The 23,136-nt window shown below is 67.5% G+C and carries 16 protein-coding genes and 1 tRNA gene; 10 read left to right on the forward strand and 7 right to left on the reverse strand.

Annotated elements, in window-relative coordinates:
- Positions 1-5: 5 nt before the first annotated feature.
- Complete coding sequence (lldD, locus tag ACW17U_RS11670; protein ID WP_492055725.1) at positions 6-1,136, reverse strand: FMN-dependent L-lactate dehydrogenase LldD; 1,131 nt, start codon at positions 1,134-1,136, stop codon at positions 6-8.
- 310 nt (positions 1,137-1,446) lie between these two features.
- On the opposite strand from lldD, the gene ACW17U_RS11675 reads away from it, so the two are divergent.
- Positions 1,447-2,367 (forward strand): Gfo/Idh/MocA family protein, encoded by a 921-nt coding sequence (locus ACW17U_RS11675; RefSeq protein WP_492055726.1) that lies wholly within the window; start codon positions 1,447-1,449, stop codon positions 2,365-2,367.
- Positions 2,368-2,459: 92 nt separating this feature from the next.
- Here ACW17U_RS11675 and ACW17U_RS11680 read toward each other — a convergent pair whose 3' ends face one another.
- The 3 genes from ACW17U_RS11680 to ACW17U_RS11690 all read right to left on the reverse strand — a co-directional run bounded on the left by ACW17U_RS11680 (position 2,460) and on the right by ACW17U_RS11690 (position 6,741).
- Positions 2,460-4,049 carry a fatty acid--CoA ligase gene (locus ACW17U_RS11680; protein WP_492052588.1) on the reverse strand — a complete coding sequence of 530 codons (1,590 nt, stop codon included), beginning with the start codon at positions 4,047-4,049 and terminating at the stop codon, positions 2,460-2,462.
- Positions 4,050-4,177: 128 nt separating this feature from the next.
- Entirely contained in the window at positions 4,178-5,059 is an 882-nt protein-coding gene (locus ACW17U_RS11685; RefSeq protein ID WP_492052590.1) for a copper resistance protein B, read from the reverse strand.
- Positions 5,056-6,741, reverse strand: a complete 1,686-nt coding sequence (locus ACW17U_RS11690; RefSeq protein WP_492052592.1) for a copper resistance system multicopper oxidase — start codon at positions 6,739-6,741, stop codon at positions 5,056-5,058. Before ACW17U_RS11690 ends, ACW17U_RS11685 begins: the two co-directional genes overlap by 4 nt.
- Positions 6,742-6,822: 81 nt before the next feature.
- On the opposite strand from ACW17U_RS11690, the gene ybaK reads away from it, so the two are divergent.
- A complete protein-coding gene (gene ybaK, locus ACW17U_RS11695; RefSeq protein ID WP_492052594.1) occupies positions 6,823-7,296 on the forward strand; it encodes a Cys-tRNA(Pro) deacylase in 474 nt (157 codons plus the stop codon).
- 107 nt (positions 7,297-7,403) lie between these two features.
- A tRNA-Met gene (locus ACW17U_RS11700) sits at positions 7,404-7,480 on the forward strand.
- 346 nt (positions 7,481-7,826) lie between these two features.
- On the opposite strand, the gene hutC is transcribed toward ACW17U_RS11700, so the two are convergent.
- A complete protein-coding gene (hutC, locus tag ACW17U_RS11705) occupies positions 7,827-8,537 on the reverse strand; it encodes a histidine utilization transcriptional repressor HutC (RefSeq protein ID WP_492052596.1) in 711 nt (236 codons plus the stop codon).
- Positions 8,534-9,922, reverse strand: a complete 1,389-nt coding sequence (locus ACW17U_RS11710; RefSeq protein WP_492052597.1) for a formimidoylglutamate deiminase — start codon at positions 9,920-9,922, stop codon at positions 8,534-8,536. The genes hutC and ACW17U_RS11710 overlap by 4 nt, the downstream gene beginning before the upstream one ends.
- 84 nt (positions 9,923-10,006) lie before the next feature.
- On the opposite strand from ACW17U_RS11710, the gene hutI reads away from it, so the two are divergent.
- The 5 genes from hutI (at position 10,007) to ACW17U_RS11735 (ending at position 15,514) form a co-directional block, all read left to right on the forward strand.
- On the forward strand, positions 10,007-11,209 hold the full coding sequence (gene hutI / locus ACW17U_RS11715) for an imidazolonepropionase (RefSeq protein ID WP_492052599.1): 1,203 nt from the start codon (positions 10,007-10,009) through the stop codon (positions 11,207-11,209).
- Entirely contained in the window at positions 11,194-12,744 is a 1,551-nt protein-coding gene (gene hutH, locus ACW17U_RS11720; RefSeq protein ID WP_492055727.1) for a histidine ammonia-lyase, read from the forward strand. Before hutI ends, hutH begins: the two co-directional genes overlap by 16 nt.
- Complete coding sequence (gene hutG / locus ACW17U_RS11725; protein WP_492052601.1) at positions 12,744-13,562, forward strand: N-formylglutamate deformylase; 819 nt, start codon at positions 12,744-12,746, stop codon at positions 13,560-13,562. Before hutH ends, hutG begins: the two co-directional genes overlap by 1 nt.
- Positions 13,559-15,223: a urocanate hydratase gene (gene hutU, locus ACW17U_RS11730; RefSeq protein WP_492052603.1), complete on the forward strand. Its 1,665-nt coding sequence runs from the start codon at positions 13,559-13,561 to the stop codon at positions 15,221-15,223. The genes hutG and hutU overlap by 4 nt, the downstream gene beginning before the upstream one ends.
- Before the next feature lie 108 nt (positions 15,224-15,331).
- Positions 15,332-15,514 carry a hypothetical protein gene (locus tag ACW17U_RS11735; protein ID WP_062145154.1) on the forward strand — a complete coding sequence of 61 codons (183 nt, stop codon included), beginning with the start codon at positions 15,332-15,334 and terminating at the stop codon, positions 15,512-15,514.
- Between the two features lie 54 nt (positions 15,515-15,568).
- Here the strand turns inward: ACW17U_RS11735 and ACW17U_RS11740 are convergent, their stop codons facing one another.
- Entirely contained in the window at positions 15,569-18,103 is a 2,535-nt protein-coding gene (locus ACW17U_RS11740; protein ID WP_492052605.1) for an ATP-binding protein, read from the reverse strand.
- A 206-nt stretch (positions 18,104-18,309) separates the two neighbouring features.
- Between ACW17U_RS11740 and ACW17U_RS11745 the strand changes: the two genes are divergently transcribed.
- Both ACW17U_RS11745 and ACW17U_RS11750 read left to right on the forward strand, forming a co-directional pair.
- Entirely contained in the window at positions 18,310-19,521 is a 1,212-nt protein-coding gene (locus ACW17U_RS11745) for an NADP-dependent isocitrate dehydrogenase (protein WP_492052607.1), read from the forward strand.
- A 209-nt stretch (positions 19,522-19,730) separates the two neighbouring features.
- Positions 19,731-23,012 (forward strand): amidohydrolase family protein, encoded by a 3,282-nt coding sequence (locus tag ACW17U_RS11750; RefSeq protein ID WP_492052608.1) that lies wholly within the window; start codon positions 19,731-19,733, stop codon positions 23,010-23,012.
- The last annotated feature ends 124 nt before the right edge of the window (positions 23,013-23,136 follow it).

The raw sequence follows: 23,136 nt of genomic DNA on the forward strand, positions 1-23,136 counted from the left end.
TGGCTTCAGGCCAGGATGGACCGGTCAAGGTCGGCGATGGTGCGTGCGCCGGTCAGGGCCATGGCCACGCGCATCTCCTTGTCGATCAGGTCCAGCAGCCTGGTCACGCCGGCCTCGCCGCCGGCGGCCAGGGCATAGGCATAGGCCCGACCCAGAAGGACGCCCCTGGCTCCCAGGGCCAGCATCCGCACCACGTCCAGACCCGAACGCACCCCACCATCCGCCAGAACGGTCAATCGGTCACCCACGGCCTCGGCTATGGCCGGCAGGGCCCGGGCCGAGGACAGGACACCGTCCAGTTGTCGGCCGCCATGGTTGGAGACCACAACGCCATCTGCCCCGATATCAGCGGCGGCGCGGGCGTCTTCCGGATCCAGCACCCCCTTGATGATCAGCGGCCCCTTCCAGACCTCGCGGATCCAGTCCAGATCCTTCCAGGTGATCGAAGGGTCGAAATTGGCCCCAAGCCAACCCATGAAATCTTCCAGGCCGGAGCCTCGGCCCAGCACCGGGGCGACATTACCCAGGCTATGGGGTCGCCCCCTCACCCCGACATCCCAGGCCCAGGCGGGCTTTCCCGCGGCCTGCAGAAGGCGCCGAACAGCGGCATGGGGCCCGCTCATCCCTGAATGGGCGTCACGGTAGCGGCTCCCAGGTACGGGCATGTCGACCGTGAAGACCAGGGCCGTGGCACCCGCCGCGCTGGCCCGCGCCAGCAGATCGCGCATGAAGCCCCGATCACGCAGGACATAGAGCTGAAACCAGATCGGCGCGCTGGACGCCCGGGCGACTTCGTCGACATCACAGACCGAGACCGTCGACAGACAGAACGGAACCCCCTTGCCGGCCGCGGCGCGCGCCGCCTGCACCTCGCCGCGACGGGCATACAGGCCCATCAGACCGACCGGGGCCAGGGCCACCGGCAGGCTCTGCCGGGCCCCGAACAAGTGGGTCGAGGGATCCACCGCCGAGACATCCCGCAGCACTCTCTGCCGCAGGCTGACATCGGCCAGGTCGGTGACATTGCGGGCCAGCGTCGTCTCGGCATTGGCTCCGCCGTCGACATAGTCGAACAGGAAGCGGGGCAAGCGGCGGCGCGCCGCCTCGCGGAAATCCGTCGTCGACGAGATGATCATGGTGCCGAACATGGTCCAAACCGGCCCGCAAGGCGAGACCATGGGATCGCCCCGGACGGGCGTCAGGGCCGAGCGCCCCGCCCCTGCGACATTTTATCCATGCCATTGCCCCCACGGCCGACGCACCGCACACCTGTCATATCGATAGGTCCCCACCGTCGATACCTGCTGGCCGGGGATGCGTTCCTTTTCCCGGCCGGCTCCCCTTCCCTCATGGCCGGATCAATACCCGTCGCCGCGAAACCCCTTGGCGGTTTTCAGCTGTGCGATATGGCATTGGCCAAAGGGTCAGGAGCGCGTCGGCGTGGGGATCATCAGGATCGGTATCGTCGGGGTGGGCAAGATTGCCCGGGACCAGCACATTCCCGCCATAGCCGCTGATCCGGCCCTGGAGCTGGTGGCCGTGGCCAGCCACGGCCCGGCGGATGTCGGCGTTCCGGCCTTCGGCTCGCTGGAGGCCATGCTGGAACAGGGCCCGGATCTCGACGCCATCGCCCTCTGCACGCCGCCCCAGGCCCGGCGCGAGACCGCGCGGATCGCGCTGCGGGCCGGCAAGCATGTTCTGCTCGAGAAGCCACCCGGCGCGACCGTCGGTGAGGTCAGCGACCTTTCCGCCCTGGCGGCCGAACGGGGCGTCACCCTGTTTGCCGGCTGGCATTCCCGCTTCGCAGCCGGCGTTCCGGCGGCCAGGGCCTGGCTTTCCGGTCGCAGGATCCGCAGCGTCGACATCCAGTGGCGCGAGGACGTGCGCCGCTGGCATCCCGGACAGGGCTGGATCTGGGAGACCGGGGGGCTTGGCGTCTTCGATCCCGGCATCAATGCCCTGTCGATCCTGACCGAGATCATGCCCCAGGCGGTCTTCGTCACCGGGGCGCATCTGCAGATCCCGGAGAATGTCCAGTCGCCGTCCGCAGCCCAGCTGGCCCTGAGCACTCTCGACGGGGTGACGATCACCGCCGACTTCGACTTCCTGCAGACTGGCCCCCAGACCTGGGACATCACGGTCGTCGCCGATGACGGAACCCTGCGCCTCTCGCATGGCGGCACTGTTGTCGAGATCGACGGCAAGCCCGTGGTGCAGGCGACAGCCGCCGAGTATCCGGCGCTCTATGCGCGGTTCACCCAGCTGATCCGGGCGGGACGCTCAGAAGCCGACAGCCGCCCGCTCGCCTTGGTGGCGGATGCCCTCCTGATCGGGACGCGAGAGCGGGTCGCGGCCTTTATCGAGTAGGTCGGCGCGACTTGCCCCCTCCACGCCATCGGCGCTCCTCCCCCGGAGGGGGAAGATGACCGGACAGCAGAGGCCCCGCAGCATCGGCCCTATCAGTTCACCTGCCGCGACCGTCCCTCCCAGTAGGGGGCTCGCAGTTCGCGGCGCAGGATCTTGCCTGACGGGTTGCGCGGCAGGGCGTCGATGAAATCGATGCTCTTGGGGGCCTTGAAGGCGGCGATCCGGGTACGGGCAAAGGCGATGATGCTGTCCGGATCGCGGGGCGCGCCGGGCTTGAGGGCGACAACCGCCTTGACCGCCTCCCCCCACTTGTCGTCCGGCACCCCGATCACCGCCACCTCGGCCACATGCGGATGGCCGTAGACCGCGCTCTCGACCTCGGCGGGATAGATGTTTTCACCGCCGGAGATGATCATGTCCTTCACCCGGTCGTGGATGAACAGATAGCCGTCCTCGTCCAGATAGCCGGCGTCACCGGTGCGCAGCCAGCCGTCGGCATCGATGGTCTTGGCCGTGGCCTCCTCCAGCTTCCAGTATCCGGCCATGTTGGCCCCGGAGCGCACGGCCACCTCGCCCACAGCGTTGGGCGGCAGGCTGTTTCCGGCCTCGTCCATGACCTTCAGCTCCACGCCCGGCATCGGCAGGCCGGCCGAGCGCATGCGCGCATTACCGGCCGGGTCATGGTCCTCCGGCGGCAGATAGACGACCGTGCCGGTGGTCTCGGTCATGCCGTACTGCTGGACGAATCCGCAGCCGAACACCTCCATGCACTCGCGCAGCAGATCCAGCGGAATGGGCGCGGCACCGTACAGGATGTGGGAGAGGCGCGAATAGTCGACCTCGCGGGCCCGGGGCTGGCGCACCACAATCTGCAGGGCCGCGGGCACCATGAACATCTTCGAGATCCGGTCGTGCTCGATATAGTCCAGCACCTTGAACGGATCGAACTCGCGGGCCACCACGCCCTTGGCACCGTTCAGAAGGCCCACCAGACCCCAGCCGGTGCCACCGATATGGGACACGGGCATGGCCACGAGACTGACGTCCTCGGGTCCCCACTGGTTCCAGGCCAGGGGGTACTCGGCAGCCAGCTTGCGCATGGACAGCAGGTTGTCATGGGTCAGCATCGCGCCCTTGGGGCGGCCCGTGGTGCCCGAGGTGTAGAGCTGGATGGCGATGTCCGAGACCTTGATGGCGACCCGGGGGTCGGTATCGGCTTGCGCATCGCGCCAAGCCTCGAAGGTGCGGTGGGCGTCGCCCGCCACGGGTTCCATGACCACCACCTCGGGTCGCCAGGCCAGTTCGGCCGCGACGCTTTCGATCTGGTCGACCAGTTCCGGACCGACGAAAACCAGCTTGGCGTCGCTGTCGCCGACGATATAGGCGACCTCCGGCGGAGCCAGTCGCCAGCCGATCGGGGCCGTGACCACGCCGGCCTTGGCCGCACCGAACAGCAGCTCGAAATAGAGGTCGCAGTTCTTGCCCACATAGGCCACGCGGTCGCCGGTCTTCAGGCCGGCGGCGATCAGGGCGTTGGCGACCCGGCTGGTCTTGCGGTCGAAGTCCGCGAAGCTCGTGTCACGCCCCTCGAAGCTGAGCGCCACTGCGTCCGGGCGGGCCTCGGCATGATAGCGGGCGACATCGCCCAGGGTCGGCATGCGGTCGAAATCGATCTCTGACATTGGCCCTGATCTCCCTGTGGCCTGAGGCGCAGCGTGTGGATCCGCCGCTTCCGCTCAGGTCAAACAGATGTTGGGGCGCCCTTCCGCATCGGTAAAGCCATGCCGTTGGGGCAGGCGGTCACAAAGGCCTAGAACCAGGTCCTCACGCCGAATACCAGGCTCGTTTCGCCCGTCCGCTCCCCTGCCAAGCGCGCCAGATCAGCTGCCTCGCCAAAGCTCCGCTGCCGCAGGATGCCGACATAGGGCGCAAACTCGCGGCGGATCTCGTAGCGCAGGCGTAGGCCCAGCTCAGCCTCGCCCTCCCCCTCGGCCAAGTGGGTCTCGAGCTTCGACTGCAGGATCAGGCGCGTGGTCAGGCGCAGCTCGTGCGCGGCCTCTATCCGGGCCGACAGGTCGCCGCGATCCGACAGGAAGGCCGTGGCCCGGGTCTCGATCCAGTAGGGCGCGAGGCCTTCGACGCCCAGGGCGGCATAGGTGCGTCCCTCGTGCTCCAGATCCTGTCTCAGCCCCGCCTCGAGGTCGAAATAGGGACCGATCGGCCGGGCATACAGCGCCTGCAGTTCGGCATGCTCCCAGCCGTGGCCGTCGACATGTTCACCGCGCGCCTTGATCACCCACTTGCCGAAGTCGTCTCCCAGCCAGCCTTCGCCCTCGAAGGCGGTGGCGTCAGATCCGTCGCGCGCGCGGCGCTCGGCCTGGTCGGCCAGCACCTTCCAGTAGCGCCCCCCGCCATGCTCCTGGAGCAGGACCGCCCGGGCAGAGGCCATCAGGGCGGGATCAAAGAAGCGCTCGGCAGCATAGTCGCTCGGCACGGCCGGCTCCGTCGCGACAACGGCGGGTGGGGCCATGGCCGACATGTCGTGACCGGCATGCGGATCGGCCATCTTCGACATGTCGTGGCCCGCATGCGGATCGGCCGGCGCGGCCTGCTGAACCGGCGCAGCGGCCGGCGTCATCTGGTGATGCTCGTGTTGCATCAGGGCCAGGACCATCAGAACCGCCGGGTTCATGCCGGGGCTCCATCGAGCGGCCGCACGGTGACGATGTTGAACATGCCGGCATGCATGTGCAGCAGCATGTGGCAGTGGAAGGCCCAGTCCCCGGGTTCGTCGGCGGTCAGGTCGAAGGCGACCTTGCTGCCGGGCGCGACACTGACCGTGTGCTTGCGCGGCTGGTGGCCAGCATGGCCGTTGACCACCTCGAAGAAGTGGCCGTGCAGGTGGATCGGGTGGGCCATCATCGAGTCATTGACCAGCAGCACCCGGACCCGCTCGTCGCGCTGGAAGGCGATGGGCTTCTTCAGCGGGCCGAAGGCCTCGCCGTCAAAGGCCCACATGAAGCGCTCCATATTGCCGGTCAGGTGGATCTCGACCGTGCGGCCGGGCGGTCGCGGATCAGGATTGGGGCTCAGGGCCACGAGATCCGTATAGACCAGCACCCTGTGGCCGACGTCCTCCAGGCCCTGGGGCGGCTCGCCGAGTCGGTCCATCGGCATGGGCGAGATCGTCTGGACGCCGGGGCCCAGCCGGACGCCGGGCGCATTGGCCCCGTCGCGCATGGCCATGCTCATGCCCGACATGTCGTGACCGGCATGGGCCGACATATCCATGCCCATATCCTTCATCGTCGCCAGGGGCCGGGCGCGCAGCGGCGGGACCGGGGCGCTCAGGCCAGACCTCGGGGCCAGGGTCCCGCGAACCAATCCCGAGCGATCGGACGCCTCGGCCACCAGCGCATAGGCGCGGGCCTCGGCGGGCTGGAGGATCACGTCATAGGTCTCGGCCGGCGAGATCTGGAACTCCTCGACGGTGACAGGCCGCACGTCCTGGCCGTCGGCCTGGACGACGCTCATCGCCAGACCAGGCAGACGGACATTGAACACCGTCATGCCGCCGGCATTGATGACACGGAGCCGCACTCGCTCGCCCGGAGAAAACAGGCCCGTCCAGTTGTCGGCGATGCCCTGGCCGTTGATCAGATAGCGATAGGTCGAGGCGGTGACATCCAGGACGTCGGTCGGGTCCATCCGCATCTTCGACCATTCGACACGGTCCTTCAGCGACTGGTCGCGCCCGGCCAGCAGTCCGGCCACGGTCTGTTTCTGATCGTTGAAATAGCCGGCCTGGGCCTTCAGCTTGCGCATGATCTGGTGCGGATGCTGGAAGCTGTAGTCCGACAGCACCACCACGTGCTCACGGTCATAGGGCGCGGGTTCGGCCGCCGCCGGGTCGATGACCATGGGGCCATAGACGCCCATCAACTCCTGCAGGCCCGAATGGCTATGGTACCAGTAGGTGCCGGCCTGGCGAACCTTGAACTCGTAGACGAAGGTCTCGCCGGGCTTGATCCCCGGAAAACTGACCCCCGGCACACCGTCCATCTGGAACGGCACCAGCAGGCCGTGCCAGTGGATCGAACTGTCCTCATCCAGCTGGTTGGTCACAAGCAGACGGACGTTCTGGCCTTCCTTCAGGCGGATCAGCGGTCCCGGCACGGTGCCGTTGATGGCCATGGCGTGGCCCGCCTTGCCGTCGACGGTGAAGGGCGCGTGGCCGATGGTGAGGTGGATCTCCTCGCCGCTCAGTACCTCAGGTGCCTTGCCAGTGCCGGCCCGGGCCCAGGCGGGCAGCAGCGCCGAAAGGCCCGCGCCCGTGGCGGCGGCAAGCATCTGGCGGCGATCAAGGGCCTGCATCGTAAGCACATCTCCAATTTGGACCGCAGGCGACACGCGCCCGGCTCCACACTGCGGGACAGATGGGATACCACCCGGTCCATGTCCAGAAGCACACCCGCCACCCTAGCCCTGGCCAAGGCCGGAGTCGCCTTCGACCTGGTTACGTATGACTACGACCCCGGTTCCGAACGGGTGGGTCTGCAGGCCGCCGAAGCCCTGGGCGAGGATCCGGCCCGGGTGCTGAAGACCCTTGTCGTGCTGCTCGACGGCAAGCCCGCCTGCGTGGTCCTGCCCTCGGACCGCGAGGTCAGCATGAAGAAACTGGCCGCCGCCCTGGGCGGCAAGTCGGCGGCGATGATGCCCGTGCCCGACGCCGAACGGATCACCGGCTACAAGGTCGGCGGGGTCAGTCCGTTCGGCCAGAAGAAGCGCCTGCCGACCGCCGTCGAGGAGGCGGCGCTGGCCGAGCCCCATGTGTTCGTCAATGGCGGCCAGCGCGGCCTGCAGATGCGACTGGCCCCCGCCGATCTGGTCGCGGCCCTGGGGGCGAAGGCCGCATCGATCGTGGCCTGAACCCGGGCCTTGCCGGATGATGTCGCCGCGCTTTGCCCTCGCGCGTGAATTCGCCGACTTGATCAAGCGGGAAGGTCTCGCCTATAAGCCCCCTCCCGTCCTGGTGAGGTTGGGTAGCTCAGATGGTTAGAGCGGTGGATTCATAACCCACAGGTCGGCGGTTCGATCCCGCCTCCAACCACCAGGCCGGATTTCCCAAGGTTTTGACTTCGTCGGCGTTCCGCCGATGCGTGCGAGCGGCCCCTGCTCAGCTTGGACGCCCGTCTCCGCTTTGGGCCGGTACCAGATACCCTCTCCCTGCGACGGGGACACAGCGCCCCTCTATCCCCATATTCCCGTCATCCCGTGGCTTGTCCACGGGACCCATTTGTCGGCTTAACGGTCGGCGGACCGCCGTTTGCTCACGGCGCGGAGGAACGATGGGTCCCGCGAACACGTCGCGGGATGACGGTGATTGATGAGGGGTCTCGCGGTCTTGCGGGACGGGGCTTTCGACCCCTCTTCCGCAAGGGGAGAATGGTCTCAGCCCCCTAAGCCCCCGGCCCGAACCGCGCCACAAGGTCATAGGCCTCGCCCGGAAACACCTGGCGCACGCGGGTGACGTGTTCGCCGGCCCGCCAGGTGCGGCGGTCGACGACCAGGCAGGCTGCGCCTTCGTCGAGATCGAGCAGGGCCGCCACGTCGGGGTCGGCATTGATGGCGCTGATCCGGCTCTCGGCCTCGGTCCAGGCGACATGGTCCAGCAGCCAGGCCCCCGGCGGCAGGGTCGAGAAGTCGGCCGTGGCGGCCTCCGGCGCGATCTTCAGGCTGATCAGGCGGCGCTCCAGGGCGAAGGGCCGGCCGCCGGCGTCATGGACACCGTCCAGGGCCAGCAGCTTGCCGCCTGCCGCCAGCTCGCGTTCATCGGCATGGCCCCGCGCGGCGCTCCGGGTCTGGCGTAACAGCAGGCGAAAGGCATAGGTCTCGCCCCTGGCCAGGATCGCCGACTGGATATCGGGAATGTTCAGCACCGGCGCATGGACTCTCGGCCGGGCCACGAACGAGCCCGCCCGCTTGCGGCGCACGATCAGGCCCGCCTCGACCAGGGCCGCCATGGCCTTACTGACCGTCATGCGCGCGCAGCCATACTGGGCCATCAGCTCGGTCTCGAACGGAACCCGATGGCCCGGCGGCCAGTCGCCCGAGCGTATACGGTCCTCGATCTCGCCGCGTATGCGCTGGTGCAGCGGAACCGGGCTCACGCCAGCAGGGCCTTGAGGGTCTGGCGATAGCGGGCCGTGATCGCGTCGCGGGCATGGTGGCACCCGCCCGCGACCACCTGACGCCCCTGGCTCCAGACGGTGTCGATGCCCCCCCGGCGACCGGCGAAAACCAGACTGTCGATCAGGGTGTCGCCTTCGCGTCCCACCAGGGCCGGATGCTCCGGATCCAGGGTGATGAAATCCGCCGCTGCCCCGCGCTTGAGCCCGCCCTGCCCTGCGCCCAGGGCCTGGGCCCCGCCCGCGCAGGCCCCGCGCCACAGGTCGCCACCGGTCGAGCGCCGGGGTCCGCCGGCCAGCACATTGCGGGCGCGACGGGTCAGGCGCTGGGCATATTCCAGGGCCCGCACTTCCTCGGCGGCCTCGATCAGAATGTTGGAATCGGTGCCCAGACCGAAGGCCCCGCCGGCGGCCAGATAGTCATGGGTCGGGAAGACGCCGTCGCCCAGATTGGCCTCGGTGACCGGACACAGGCCCGCCACCGCCCCGCTCCGGGCCAGGCGCTCGGTCTCCACCGCATTGATGTGGGTGGCGTGGATCAGGCACCAGCGACGGTCGACCGGCGTGTGGTTCATCAGCCAGCGGACGGGCCGCTGGCCGGTGGCGGCCAGGCAGTCGTCGACCTCCTTGGTCTGCTCGGCCACATGCATATGGACCGGGCCGTCGCCGGCCAGGGGCAGGATGGCGTCCAGCTCCTCGGCCGTCACCGCCCGCAGGCTGTGAGGCGCGATCCCGACCACCGCCTCGGGCACGCCGGAGACGATCTCGCGGCAGCGCTCGACGAGGCGCGCGAACCCGTCGACGTCGTGGATGAAGCGCTTCTGTCCATCGGTCGGTGGCGCGCCGCCGAAATTGGCGTGGGCATAGAAGACCGGCAGCAGGGTCAGGCCGATGCCGGTCTCGTCCGCGGCGGCGGCGATCCGCACGGCCATCTCGGCCGGGTCGTCATAAAAGCCGCCCGACGGGTCGTGGTGCAGATAGTGGAACTCGCCGACCCGGGTGAAGCCGCCCTCCAGCATCTCGACCTGGCCCATGGCGGCAATGGTCTGGACCTCATCTGGGCCGAGCCGCTCCAGGAAGCGGTACATGACCTCGCGCCAGGTCCAGAAATTGTCGCCGGAATCGCCCCGCGCCTCGGCTAGGCCGGCCATGGCCCTCTGAAAGGCGTGACTGTGGACATTGGCCAGGCCCGGCAGGGCGGGACCCAGGCGGATCGCATCGCCGGCCGGGACGTCCGTATCGATCCGGGTGATGCGCCCGCCCGCGAGGGTCAGGCGGACACTGTGTGCCCAGCCATCGGCCAGAAGGGCGCTCTGGCACCAGACCACCTTCGATCCTGCGTTCCCGGAATTCTCAGCGTCGGTCACTGGACAAACCTCATCATTCGCAAATATGTCTATACATATTGAAGCGCCTCGCAAGGTCCTGGCGCGCGTCCTGGGAGGGAGCTCATGCGCTGTGATCGGGTATGGATCAATGCCCGGCTCGCGACGCTGGACCCTGACCGCCCAGGCCTCGGCGAGGTCGACCGCGGCGTGGTCGCGGCGCTGGACGGCCGCATTGCCTATGCCGGACCCCAGGCCGAGGCCCCCGCGTTCGACGCTGCCCAAACGATCGACTGCGAGGGCCGCTGGATCACGCCCGGCCTGATCGATCCCCATACCCATCTGGTCTTTGCCGGCGACCGGGCCCACGAGTTCGAGCTGCGTCTGGCCGGGGCCTCCTACGAAGAGATCGCCCGGGCCGGGGGTGGCATTGTCTCGACCATGACGGCCACCCGCGCGGCCTCCGAGGCCGATCTGGTCGCCACCGCCCTGCCCCGGCTCGACGCCCTGATCGCCGAAGGGGTGACCACGGTCGAGATCAAGTCCGGCTATGGCCTGTCGCTGGAGGCCGAACTCAAGTGCCTGCGCGCCGCGCGCGCCCTGGCCGACCACCGCAGGATCGACATCCGCACCACCCTGCTCGCCGCCCATGCCGTGCCGCCGGAGTTCCGGAATGACCCGGACGGCTATGTTGATCTGGTCTGCAAGCAGATGATCCCCGCCGTGGCTGCGGCCGGACTGGCAGACGCCGTCGACGTCTTCTGCGAGACCATCGGCTTCACCCGCGCCCAGGCCCGAAAGGTGTTCGAGGCCGCCCACCGGCACGGGCTGAAGATCAAGATCCACGCCGAGCAACTGTCGAACCAGAACGGCGCGGCCCTCGCAGCCGGGCTGTGGGCCCTGTCCGCCGACCATCTGGAGCATCTGGATGCGGACGGGATCGAGGCCATGGCCGCGTCCGGGACCGTCGCGACCCTGCTGCCCGGGGCCTATTACTTCACGCGCGAACACCAGTGCCCGCCCGTCGAGGCCCTGCGCGCGGCCGGCGTGCCCATGGCCCTGGCGACCGACTGCAATCCCGGCACCTCGCCCCTGACCTCGCCCCTGCTGGTCATGAACATGGCCGCCACCCTGTTTCGGATGACCGTCGAGGAGTGCCTGGCCGGCGTCACCCGTGAAGCGGCCCGGGCCCTTGGACTGTCGGACCGGGGTGTGCTGCGGACCGGCAAGGTCTGCGACCTGGCTCTCTGGGACATCGAGCGTCCTGCTGAACTCGTTTATCGCATGGGCTTCAACCCGCTCCATGCCCGTGTCTGGAAGGGTCATTGACCATGGTTGTTCTCCATCCCGGCGAAGTCTTTCTCCTCGAATGGCAAAAGATCTATCGCGGTGCCCCGGCCCGGCTGCACGATGATGCCTGGCCCGTGATCGCGGAGAGCGCCAGAGCCGTCGAACGCATCCTGGCGCGCGGCGAGCCGGTCTACGGCATCAATACCGGCTTCGGGAAACTGGCCAGCGTCCGCATCGGCGACGCCGATCTCGAAACCCTGCAGCGCAACATCGTCCTGTCCCATGCCGCCGGCACGGGCGAGCCCTCGCCGGTTGCGGTCATCCGGCTGATGATGGCCCTGAAGCTGGCGAGCCTGGCCCAGGGCGCGTCGGGCGTCCGGGTCGCGACGGTGCAGCTGCTGGAGGCCATGCTGGCCAAGGACCTGACGCCGGTGGTCCCCTGCCAGGGCTCGGTCGGGGCCTCGGGCGATCTGGCCCCTCTGGCCCATATGGCCGCCACCCTGATCGGGGTCGGCGAGATCTTTGTCGACGGTGTCCGCGTCCCCGCCGCCGAGGCCCTGGCCGGTGCCGGCCTCACGCCTCTGGTCCTGGGTCCCAAGGAGGGTCTGGCCCTGCTGAACGGCACCCAGTTCTCCAATGCCAATGCCCTGGCGGCCCTGTTCGAGGCCGAGCTGCTGTTCCAGTCGGCCCTGGTCACCGGTGCCCTGTCGACCGAGGCGGCCAAGGGCTCTGATACTCCCTTCGACCCCCGCATCCACACCCTGCGCCGCCACGTCGGCCAGATCGAGACCGCCGCCGCCCTGCGCAGCCTGATGGCCGGGTCGGCCATCCGCGCCTCGCATCTGAAGGAAGACGAGCGGGTCCAGGACCCCTACTGCCTGCGTTGCCAGCCCCAGGTGATGGGGGCGGCCCTCGATGTGCTGAAACAGGCGGCGACCACCCTGGCCACCGAGGCCAATGGCGTATCGGACAATCCGCTGATCTTCCCGGGCGGTGCGGAGGGCGTCGACGAGGCCCTGTCGGGCGGCAACTTCCATGCCGAACCGGTGGCCTTCGCCGCCGACATGATCGCCCTGGCCGTCTGCGAGATCGGCTCGATCGCCGAGCGCCGGATCGCCATGCTGGTCGATCCCGCCCTGTCGGGCCTGCCGGCCTTCCTGACCCCCAAGCCGGGCCTCAATTCCGGCTTCATGATCCCCCAGGTCACCGCCGCCGCCCTGGTGTCGGAGAACAAGCAGAAGGCCTATCCGGCCAGCGTCGACTCGATCCCGACCTCGGCCAACCAGGAAGACCATGTCTCGATGGCCGCCCATGGGGCCCGGCGCCTGCTGGCCATGGTCGAGAGCGCCATGGCGGTGATCGGCATCGAACTGCTGGCCGCCGCCCAGGGCTGCGACTTCCATGCCCCGCTGAAGTCGAGCCCCGTGCTGGAGGCGCTGCGGACCCTGGTGCGCAAGGCGGTGCCGCATCTGGACGATGACCGCCATTTCCATCCCGACATGGAGGCCGCCAACCATCTGGTCCGCTCCGGCGCGGTCATCGGCGTGGCGAGTGACCTGCCGGGCGTCGTGTAATGACCTGGCTGACCGTCGATCCCGGCGAGGCCCCGCTGGTCGTCAGCCTGCCTCATACCGGCGTCGAGATCCCGGACGACATAGCGGCCAACCTCCTCTCGCCCTGGCTGGCCCGCAAGGACGCCGACTGGTGGGTCGACCGGCTCTATGACTTTGCGCACGATCTGGGTGCCACGGTGATCCGCACGGCCATCTCGCGCACCGTGATCGACGTCAATCGCGACCCATCCGGGGCCTCGCTCTATCCGGGTCAGGCGACCACAGGCCTCTGTCCGCTCACCACCTTCGACGGCGAACCACTCTATCGCGACGGACGGGAACCGGATGCGCAGGAGATCGACCGCCGCCGCATCGCCTATTTCGATCCGTATCACGCCGCCCTGGCCGCCGAGATCGCCCGGCTGCGTCAAAGCCATCCGCGGGTCGTGCTCTACGAAGCCCATTCGATCCGCTCTCTCGTGCCGCGCCTGTTCGACGGCCAGCTGCCGCAGTTCAACCTCGGCACAAACAGCGGCGACAGTTGCGACCTGGTACTGACCACGGCGGTCGAGGCCGCCTGCGACGGCTCGGGTCATTCCCGCGTCACCAATGGCCGCTTCAAGGGCGGCTGGACCACGCGACGCTACGGCCAGCCGGCCCAGGGCGTCCACGCCATCCAGATGGAGCTGGCCTGCCGCGGCTACATGGATGATCCGGCCACGCCGCCGACGACCGACACCTGGCCTTCACCCTACCGCCCCGACCAGGCCGCGCCGCTGCGCGCGGTCCTGTCCGAAGTCCTTTCCGCCTGCATGGCCTTTGCGAGAGATCCCGCATGACCCGCCGCGACAACAGCCGCGTCATCCGCGCCGCCACCGGTTCCGACCTTACGGCCAGGTCCTGGCTGACCGAGGCCCCCCTCCGGATGCTGATGAACAATCTGGACCCCGACGTCGCCGAACGCCCGGAGGAGCTGGTCGTCTATGGCGGCATCGGCCGGGCGGCCCGCGACTGGGAAAGCTTCGACAAGATAGTCGAGACCCTGCGCCGGCTGGAGGACGACCAGACCCTGCTGGTCCAGTCGGGCAAGCCGGTCGGTGTCTTCCGCACCCATGCCGACGCCCCGAGGGTGCTGATCGCCAACTCCAATCTGGTGCCCCGCTGGGCGACCTGGGAGCACTTCAACGAACTGGATCGCAAGGGCCTGGCCATGTACGGCCAGATGACCGCCGGATCGTGGATCTATATCGGTGCCCAGGGCATTGTTCAGGGCACCTATGAGACCTTTGTGGAAATGGGCCGCCAGCACTATGCCGGCGACCTGTCCGGCCGCTGGCTGCTGACGGCCGGCCTGGGCGGCATGGGCGGAGCCCAGCCCCTGGCGGCGGTGATGGCCGGGGCCTCGTGCCTCGCCATCGAGTGCCAGCCCTCCCGGATCGAAATGCGGCTGCGCACCGGCTATCTGGACCGGTCGACCGAGAACCTCGACGAGGCCCTGGCCTGGATCACGGAAGCCCGGCTCGACGGCAAGCCTGTCTCGGTCGGTCTGCTGGGCAATGCCGCCGAGCTGCTGCCGGACATGGTCCGGCGCGGCATCCACCCCGATCTTCTGACCGACCAGACCAGCGCCCATGATCCGATCAACGGCTATCTGCCGGCCGGCTGGAGCCTGGAGCAGTGGGCCACGGCCCGGGAACGCGATCCCGACAGCGTCAATCGCGCCGCGCGCGCCTCGATGGCCGTCCACGTCCAGGCCATGCTCGACTTCCAGGCCGCCGGGGTGCCCACGGTCGACTATGGCAACAACATCCGCCAGATGGCGCTCGAGGAAGGCGTCACCCGGGCCTTCGACGTGCCGGGCTTTGTGCCGGCCTATATCCGTCCGCTGTTCTGCCGGGGAATCGGCCCGTTCCGCTGGGCGGCGCTGTCGGGTGATCCCGAAGACATCGCCCGCACCGACGCCAAGGTGAAGGAGCTGATTCCAGACAATCCCCATCTGCACAACTGGCTCGACATGGCCGCCGAGAAGATCAAGTTCCAGGGCCTTCCGGCCCGCATCTGCTGGGTGGGCCTCGGCGATCGCCACCGCCTGGGTCTGGCCTTCAACGCCATGGTCGCCTCGGGCGAGCTGAAGGCCCCGGTCGTCATCGGCCGCGATCATCTGGACTCCGGCTCGGTTGCCTCGCCCAATCGCGAAACCGAGGCCATGCAGGATGGCTCGGACGCCGTGTCCGACTGGCCCCTGCTCAACGCCCTGCTCAACACCGCCTCCGGGGCCACCTGGGTGTCGCTGCACCATGGTGGCGGCGTCGGCATGGGCTTCTCGCAGCATGCCGGCATGGTCATCGTGGCGGATGGGACGGAGGCCGCCGCAAGGCGGCTGGAACGCGTGCTGTGGAACGACCCGGCCAGCGGCGTCATGCGCCATGCCGATGCAGGCTATGAGGACGCCCGCACCTGCGCCCGCGACAAGGCCCTGGACCTTCCCGGCATCCTCTAGACCGTGGCCTGACGGGACCGGGGTGCGACAAGGCGGCGCGCGGCGAATGTCGCAATGGCGTGGAACCGACTCAATCTCGATCCTGTTCAGGGTTAACGGAGATCAAAGATGGCCCTGTCCCTGCACCCCGCCCCCTATGACGCCCGCCGCACCAAGCGCCGCGCCAGCCAATGGCCGCTGGGTCTGTCGGTCCTGGTCATGGCGCTCGCCAATGCCGCCCTGTGGTACGCCATCTATGCCCTGACCCACGGCATCTTCGCCCTGGATGTCCGCTTCTTCGCCGGACTGTAGCGTCCGCGCCCGGTGGGTGTGGAAGGACCTCCCGGCCCGGTGCCAGGCTCGGGCCTAATCGCTACCCGACGCCGCGGCGGCTGTCTGGGTAGAGAGACCCGGTGCATCGCTCCGGGTGCCGGCCAGGGCCTGTAGCAGCTGGGCGGGATGCAGGGGCTTGGCCAGGTGCAGGTCGGCTCCGGCCGCCTTGGCCGAGGCGATATGCTCCTCCATGGCATTGGCCGTCAGCATGACGATCAGAACGGGTGGCAGACCCAAGGCGGCCTCGCGCGCCCGGATCTCTCGGGTCGCGGTCAGGCCGTCCATGATCGGCATCTGCATATCCATGAGGATAGCGTCGAAAGACTCGGCGCGGACAGCCGCCAGGGCCGCCGCGCCGTCCTCGACCATGGTCAGGTCGACGCCAAACGGCTCAAGCACGACCTCCACGACCTTGCGATTGGTCGGATGGTCTTCCGCGACCAGCACCCGCAGGCCCTGCAGGGAAATTTCGCTCTCCGGCTCGCTGCCGGTGTCCAGCAAAGCGCCCGCGGTCCGCGGCAGGGGCAGTTCGACTTCGAAGGTCGCGCCCGCGCCGACAACCGCCCGCGCGTCGATGCGCCCCCCCATCATCTCGACAAGCGCCGCCGAGATCGACAGGCCCAGCCCGGTGCCGCCAAACTGCCGGGTGATCGACTGGTCGGCCTGGACAAACCGCTTGAACAGCCGCTCGCGCACCGTGTCGTCAAAGCCGACCCCGGTGTCGGCCACCGTGAAGACCACGCGATCGTCCCGCGACTCGACCGTCAGATTGACCGAGCCCTTGACGGTGAACTTGACCGCATTGGCCAGGAGATTGGACAGGATCTGGCTGATCCGCCCGGCGTCGCCCAGATAGCCGCCCGCCACATCCGGCGCGAAGGACCATGCGAAATCCAGCCCCTTGGCCTCGGCGACCGCAGCGTGCAGTTCGGCCATGTCGCGAACCAGTCGCTCCAGATCGAAGGGGGCGGGGTTGAGGTGGAACTGGCCGGCCTCGATCTTCGAGACATCCAGAATGTCTCCCAGCACCTGCTCCAGCAGCCGGCCCGATGAGGCTACCAGACCGGCAAGGTCACGTCGGGTCTGGGGATTGTCCTCGTCCACCAGACGGTCCCCGATGGCGATGACCCCGTTCAGCGGCGTCCGCAGCTCATGACTCATATTGGCCAGGAACACCGACTTGGCCTGGTTGGCCCGTTCGAGTTCGACCGTCCGCTCGGCGACCCGCACCTCAAGGCTTCGGAGCAGCTCTTCATTGCCCTCGCGCTGCTGGCGCAGGGTCCGCGCCAGGTCGCCGATTTCGTCCAGGCGTCCCTCGACGCTCAGAGCCTGCGCATGATCGCCCCCGCGCTCGGCCTGGGCCAGAAGGTTGAGCGGCCAGGCCAGCTCGCGGCTGATCACCCGATAGAGCAGCATCACCTGCAGCATCACGCCCAGGACGCCAAACAGCAGCACCCAGGATGCGGTCCGGATTGACGACAGCACCACGTCATTGGACGGGAAGGTCATCAGGAACCACCAGTTGGGCTCCTTGAGGCGACCAAATGCAATGACCTGATCCCCCCTCGCGTCCCGTATGGCTCCGACCTCAAGTCCAGTCACCTTGATCTGGCGTATCAGGTCGGCGACCTTTGTCTGCTCCTCCAACTCCCTCAAACGGGCGATCTCGATAACGCCCTTACGCGCAAGCCCCGGAGCGGCAATCAACTCGCCTTCGTCCGTAACGATCATGTTCGTGCCGTCAGGTAGGGACTCACCCACCGCGCGCTGCAGATAGGAATCCAGCGACAGGCTTGTGCCCCATATCCCCATGAACTGGTTCTTGAAATAGAACGGCGTCATGCACCCTGCGGTCAGACCGCGGCCCGTGGGATCGGAAATCAGCCGGCGGAGCTTGGTGCATTTCATGACGCGCCCGCGATTGGCTTCCGGCAGACTGATCTGGGTCATCTCCTCGCCGCCAACGTCCATGGTCGGAGGCGCATCACGACGATAGTACAGCAGCTTGTCCGCGCGCTTGGGGCCGAACATCACCAGCCGGGTCTGGGGCGTAAAGAAATAGAAATTGTCATAGTGATGGACTTCGGTCTCGCCGGTATTGGCCACCACCTCCAGGGCCGACACAAAAAGAGCCTTTTCCTCGTCGCCCATCTGCTCGGCACCTCTCAGGTAGCCGCCAATTCCATAGACAAAGTGCGGCCCTTTCCGCCCCCCGTCATAGAGCTCCGGGGCCGTACGCCGGGTACCATCGCCGTGAGGCAGATAGAGGGTATTGAACTCGCTTAAGGCATCAGCAGCGTCCCGGCTTTCCAGTCGGCGCGTCAGGGCCAGGCTTGCTGCTTGGTGAACCTTGACGAGATCCGAAAATAGCCGGTCCTCGGTCTTCACCCGCTCGCCGACATATTCGACCAGGTGCCGCATCTGGGTATCGGCGGCGCTTTTCTGCACGAACACGAAGGCCACAGCCGTCGCCACGCCGGTGACGGCAATCGACAGCACCGCGACGATCGCCAGCAGGCGCCGCGCCAGGGGCGAGGTCATTTCCGTGTTGGGCAGAAGGCTGCGCACGCCTTGTCAGTCTCCCCTGATCTCCACCAGAAGACCCTTGTTAGCCATAAAGGCCAATGTCCCCTAACAGCCCCTGAATTTACGCATTCTACCGATCGGCTTTTCCCATCGGCCGCAACAGTCTATAGCCACCCCGTCCGCGCCGCGAACTGGTCCTGTGCGCCAGATTGCCCCAGGCGCGCCACCGCGAGAGGAAAGACCCCGCAATGGCCAAGATCAAAGTCGCCAATCCCGTTGTCGATATGGACGGCGACGAAATGACCCGGATCATCTGGAAGCTCATCAAGGATAAGCTGATCTTCCCCTATCTGGACCTGGAGCTCGACTATTACGACCTCAGCGTCGAGAATCGCGACGCCACCGACGACCAGGTGACGATCGACGCCGCCGAGGCGACGAAGAAGCACGGCGTGGCCGTCAAGTGCGCCACCATCACCCCCGACGAGCAACGCGTCGAGGAGTTTAAGCTCAAGAAGATGTGGAAATCGCCGAACGGCACGATCCGCAACATCCTGGGCGGTGTGATCTTCCGCGAGCCGATCATCTGCCAGAACGTACCGCGCCTGGTGCCCGGCTGGACCCAGCCGATCATCGTCGGCCGCCATGCCTTCGGCGACCAGTACAAGGCCACCGACTTCCTGTTCCCGGGCAAGGGCACCCTGACGATGAAGTTCGTCGGCGAGGACGGCGCAGTCATCGAGCACGAGATCTACAAGGCTCCGAGCGCCGGCGTCGCCATGGGCATGTACAATCTCGACGAGTCGATCCGCGACTTCGCCCACGCCTCGTTCGCCTACGGCCTGGGCCGTGGCTATCCGGTCTATCTCTCCACGAAGAACACCATCCTGAAAGCCTATGACGGCCGCTTCAAGGACATCTTCCAGGAGATCTACGACGCCGAATACGCCGAAGCCTTCAAGGCCAAGGGCATCCATTACGAGCACCGCCTGATCGACGACATGGTGGCCTCGGCCCTCAAGTGGTCGGGCGGCTATGTCTGGGCCTGCAAGAACTATGACGGCGACGTGCAGTCCGACATCGTCGCCCAGGGCTTCGGCTCGCTGGGTCTGATGACCTCGGTGCTGATGACTCCGGACGGCAAGACGGTCGAAGCCGAAGCGGCCCACGGCACCGTGACCCGCCACTATCGCCAGCACCAGAAGGGTCAGAGCACCTCGACCAATTCGATCGCGTCGATCTTTGCCTGGACCCGCGGCCTGGCCCACCGGGCCAAGCTGGACGACAACCAGGATCTGGCAAACTTCGCCCTCACCCTCGAAAAGGTCTGCATCGACACCGTCGAAAGCGGCTTCATGACCAAGGACCTGGCCCTGCTGGTCGGCGATCAGCAGTCGTGGCTGACCACCGAAGGCTTCCTCGACAAGATCGACGAGAACCTGAAGAAGGCCATGGCCTAGACCCCGAGCAGCTCCCCCTCCGGAGGAGCTGTCACGGAGTGACTGAGGGGGCCATCCCGGCCAACGCCCCGCTAGCCCCCTCCGGCCCTCTGGGCCACCTCCCCCGAAAGGGGAGGATCAAGACGATCAGCGCCCCTCGGGAAACCGAGGGGCGTTTTCTTTGATCTGCGCTTCGCTAAGCTCCACCGCGATCGATGGAGAATCACGACATGAAGCGCGTCCTGCTTGCCACTGCGGCCTTTCTGGTTCTCTGCGCCCCGGCCCTGGCCCAGACCCCGGCCACTGCACCGGAAGCGGCCCCCAAGGCCGAGACCAAGCCGGACAAGCCCAAATGGGACGTGCGCAACCCGCCGGCCGGCTACACCCAAGACCTGAAGCTGGACGTCACCGAAGGCTCGTGGATGTCGCTGGACGTCAGCCCCGACGGCCAGGAGATCGTCTTTGACCTGATGGGCGACCTCTATGTCCTGCCCATCGGCGGCGGCGAGGCCAGGAACATCGCCAGCGGCATTTCGTGGGACATGCAGCCCAAATACTCGCCCGACGGCAAGTCGATCGCCTTCACCTCTGACCGGGGTGGCGGCGACAATCTGTGGGTCATGAATCGCGACGGGAGCAATCCCAAGGCCGTATCCAGCGAGAGCTTCCGCCTGCTGTCCCAGCCCGACTGGACGCCCGACGGCCAGTACATCGTCGGCCGCAAGCACTTCACCTCGGGCCGCTCGCTGGGGGCCGGCGAGATGTGGCTCTATCACCGCGCGGGCGGCAATGGCGTGCAGCTGACCGAACGCCGCACCCAGCAGAAGGATTCCGGCGAGCCGGCCTTCTCGCCCGACGGCCGCTATCTCTATTTCAGCGACGACGTCACCGAGGGCGGGGTCTTCGAATACAGCAAGGACCCCAATACCGAGATCTACGCCATCCAGCGCCTGGACCGCGAGACCGGTGAGGTGAAGAAGTTCCTCGGCGGGCCCGGCGGCGCAATCCGCCCCACCCCCTCGCCCGACGGCAAGTCGCTGGCCTTCATCCGCCGTGTGCGCTTCCAGTCGACCCTCTATGTGATGGACATCGCCTCGGGGCGCGAAACCAAGGTCTATGACCATCTCGACCGCGACATGCAGGAGACCTGGGCGATCCACGGGGTCTATCCGGCGATCAGCTGGACGCCCGATGGCCAGTCGATCGTGCTGTGGGCCGGCGGCAAGATCCGGCGCATCGCGGTGGCCAGCAAGGCCGTCAGCGACATCCCCTTCCACGTGGCTGACACCCGCAAGGCCCGCGAGGCCGTGCGCTTCCCGGTCGAGGTCGCCCCCGACAGTTTCGACGTCAAGATGATCCGCTGGGCCCGCACCGCGCCCAACGGCAAGACGGTGGTGTTCGAGGCCCTGGGCCATCTGTGGATCCGCGACCTGCCCGGCGGCACCCCGCGCCGCCTGACCAAGCAGTCGGACCACTTCGAGCTCTATCCGGCCTGGTCGCGCGACGGCAAATCGATCGTCTACACCACCTGGAACGATGAGGACCTGGGCTCGATCCGGGTGATCCCGGCCACCGGCGGCGAGGGCCGCAAGGTCAACAAGAACCCCGGCCGCTTCGTCGAGCCCGTGTTCTCACCGGACGGCAAGACCATCGTCTATCGCACCTCGACCGACGGCGTCCTGCTCAGCACGCTTTGGACCCGCGATCCGGGCATCTACCGGGTCCCGACGGCCGGGGGCGAGCCGACCCTGATCACCGACAAGGGCAGCATGCCGCAGTTCGGGGCGAGCAATGACCGCGTCTATTTCAGCGGCCGCCAGGACAAGCTGGCCGCCCTGAAATCGGTCGATCTGAATGGCCACGAGCCGCGCACCCACCTGACCTCGGAATTTGCCGCGGAGTTCGCCGTCTCGCCCGACGAGGCCTGGGTGGCCTGGACCGAGCGCTTCAATGCCTATGTCGCCCCCTTCCCCAGGACCGGACGCGCCGTCAGCGTTGCGCCCGACGGCAAGGCCCTGCCCCAGACCCGGGTGACCCGCGACGCCGGTGACTGGATCCACTGGTCGGGCGACAGCCGCACGCTGAACTGGGCCCTGGGTCCGCAACTCTACAGCCGTGGCCTGAAGGACAGTTTCAGCTTCATTGAGGGGGCCCCGGCCGAACTGCCCAAGCCCGCGGAGAGCGGCATCAATCTCGGCTTCAAGCAGGCCGCCTTCAAGCCGGCCGGCAAGCTGGCCCTGACCGGTGCCCGCCTGGTCACCCTGAAGGGCGACGAGGTCATCGAGGACGGCGTCGTGGTGCTGGACGGCGCCCGCATCGCCGCCATCGGCCCAAGGGGCTCGGTCACCATCCCGGCGGATGCCAAGGTCATGGACCTGACCGGCAAGACCATCACCCCGGGCCTGATCGATGCCCACTGGCACGGCTCGATGGGCTCGGACGAGATCATCCCGCAGCGCAGCTGGGTCAATTATGCGGCCCTGGCCTTCGGGGTCACCACGCTTCACGACCCGTCCAACGACACCAGCGAGATCTTCGCCCATTCCGAGCTGCAGAAGGCTGGCGAGGTGGTCGGCCCGCGGATCTTCTCGACCGGTGCGATCCTCTATGGGGCCACCACCCCGTTCACCGCCAAGGTCGACAGCCTTGATGACGCCCTCTCCAACCTGCGCCGCATGAAGGCGGTCGGGGCCTGGAGCGTGAAGAGCTACAACCAGCCCCGCCGGGAACAGCGCCAGCAGATCATCGAGGCCGCCAACCAGCTGGGCCTGATGGTCGTGCCCGAGGGCGGGTCGCTGTATCAGCACAACATGTCGATGATCATCGACGGCCATACGACCATCGAGCACTCGATCCCGTTGGACCGTCTGTATGCTGATGTTCTTCAGCTCTGGCCCCAGACCAAGGTCGCCTATACCCCGACCCTGGTGGTCGCCTTCGGCGGCAATGCCGGCGACAATTACTGGTACCAGGCCACCAAGGTCTGGGATGATCCGCGCCTGCAGCAATATGTGCCCCGTCGCCTGCTCGACAACCGGGCCCGCCGCCCGGTCCTGACCCCCGATAACGAACTGAACCACATCGCCGTCGCCCGCGAGGCCACCCGCCTCAACCGCCTCGGCGTCTCGGTGCAGATCGGGGCCCATGGCCAGCGCGAGGGCCTGGGGGCCCACTGGGAAATGTGGAGCTTCGTCCAGGGCGGCATGACCCCGCTGGAAGCCCTGCGGGCCGGCAGCTTGAACGGGGCCCGGGCTCTCGGCATGGACAAGGACCTCGGCTCGCTGGAGCCCGGCAAGCTGGCCGACCTGGTGGTCTTCGACGCCAACCCCCTGACCGACATCCGCAATACCGCGACCATTGCCTACACCATCGCCAATGGCCGGGTATTCGACAGCAAGATGAACGAGGCCGGCAAGCCGGAGCGGCCGCCGTTCTGGTTCCAGAGCGGCGACGGCGAAGCCCTGAGCGTGGAGGCGACGGCAACGGAGTCGCACAGCCACGATCGCGACTAGGGAGCGCGCGATGGCCGCCTGGGCCGCTCGGTACAGGGCAGGCCTGCGCCGCCAGAGCCGGCCGGGTCATTTGGGACCTTGCCATGCGGGGACCGGACGCGCAGGAGCAGGACTCGTCCTGCCT

This window comes from Caulobacter sp. AVps16 (assembly GCF_058681455.1).

Excerpts from the sequence above, each read along its gene's own strand:
- lldD (WP_492055725.1), bottom strand. The coding sequence starts at position 1,136 with ATGATCATCTCGTCGACGACGGATTTCCGCGAGGCGGCGCGCCGCCGC.
- ACW17U_RS11680 (WP_492052588.1), bottom strand. The coding sequence starts at position 4,049 with ATGTCAGAGATCGATTTCGACCGCATGCCGACCCTGGGCGATGTCGCC.
- ACW17U_RS11685 (WP_492052590.1), bottom strand. The coding sequence starts at position 5,059 with ATGAACCCGGCGGTTCTGATGGTCCTGGCCCTGATGCAACACGAGCAT.
- ACW17U_RS11690 (WP_492052592.1), bottom strand. The coding sequence starts at position 6,741 with ATGCAGGCCCTTGATCGCCGCCAGATGCTTGCCGCCGCCACGGGCGCG.
- ybaK (WP_492052594.1), top strand. The coding sequence starts at position 6,823 with ATGTCCAGAAGCACACCCGCCACCCTAGCCCTGGCCAAGGCCGGAGTC.
- hutI (WP_492052599.1), top strand. The coding sequence starts at position 10,007 with ATGCGCTGTGATCGGGTATGGATCAATGCCCGGCTCGCGACGCTGGAC.
- hutG (WP_492052601.1), top strand. The coding sequence starts at position 12,744 with ATGACCTGGCTGACCGTCGATCCCGGCGAGGCCCCGCTGGTCGTCAGC.
- hutU (WP_492052603.1), top strand. The coding sequence starts at position 13,559 with ATGACCCGCCGCGACAACAGCCGCGTCATCCGCGCCGCCACCGGTTCC.
- ACW17U_RS11735 (WP_062145154.1), top strand. The coding sequence starts at position 15,332 with ATGGCCCTGTCCCTGCACCCCGCCCCCTATGACGCCCGCCGCACCAAG.
- ACW17U_RS11745 (WP_492052607.1), top strand. The coding sequence starts at position 18,310 with ATGGCCAAGATCAAAGTCGCCAATCCCGTTGTCGATATGGACGGCGAC.
- ACW17U_RS11750 (WP_492052608.1), top strand. The coding sequence starts at position 19,731 with ATGAAGCGCGTCCTGCTTGCCACTGCGGCCTTTCTGGTTCTCTGCGCC.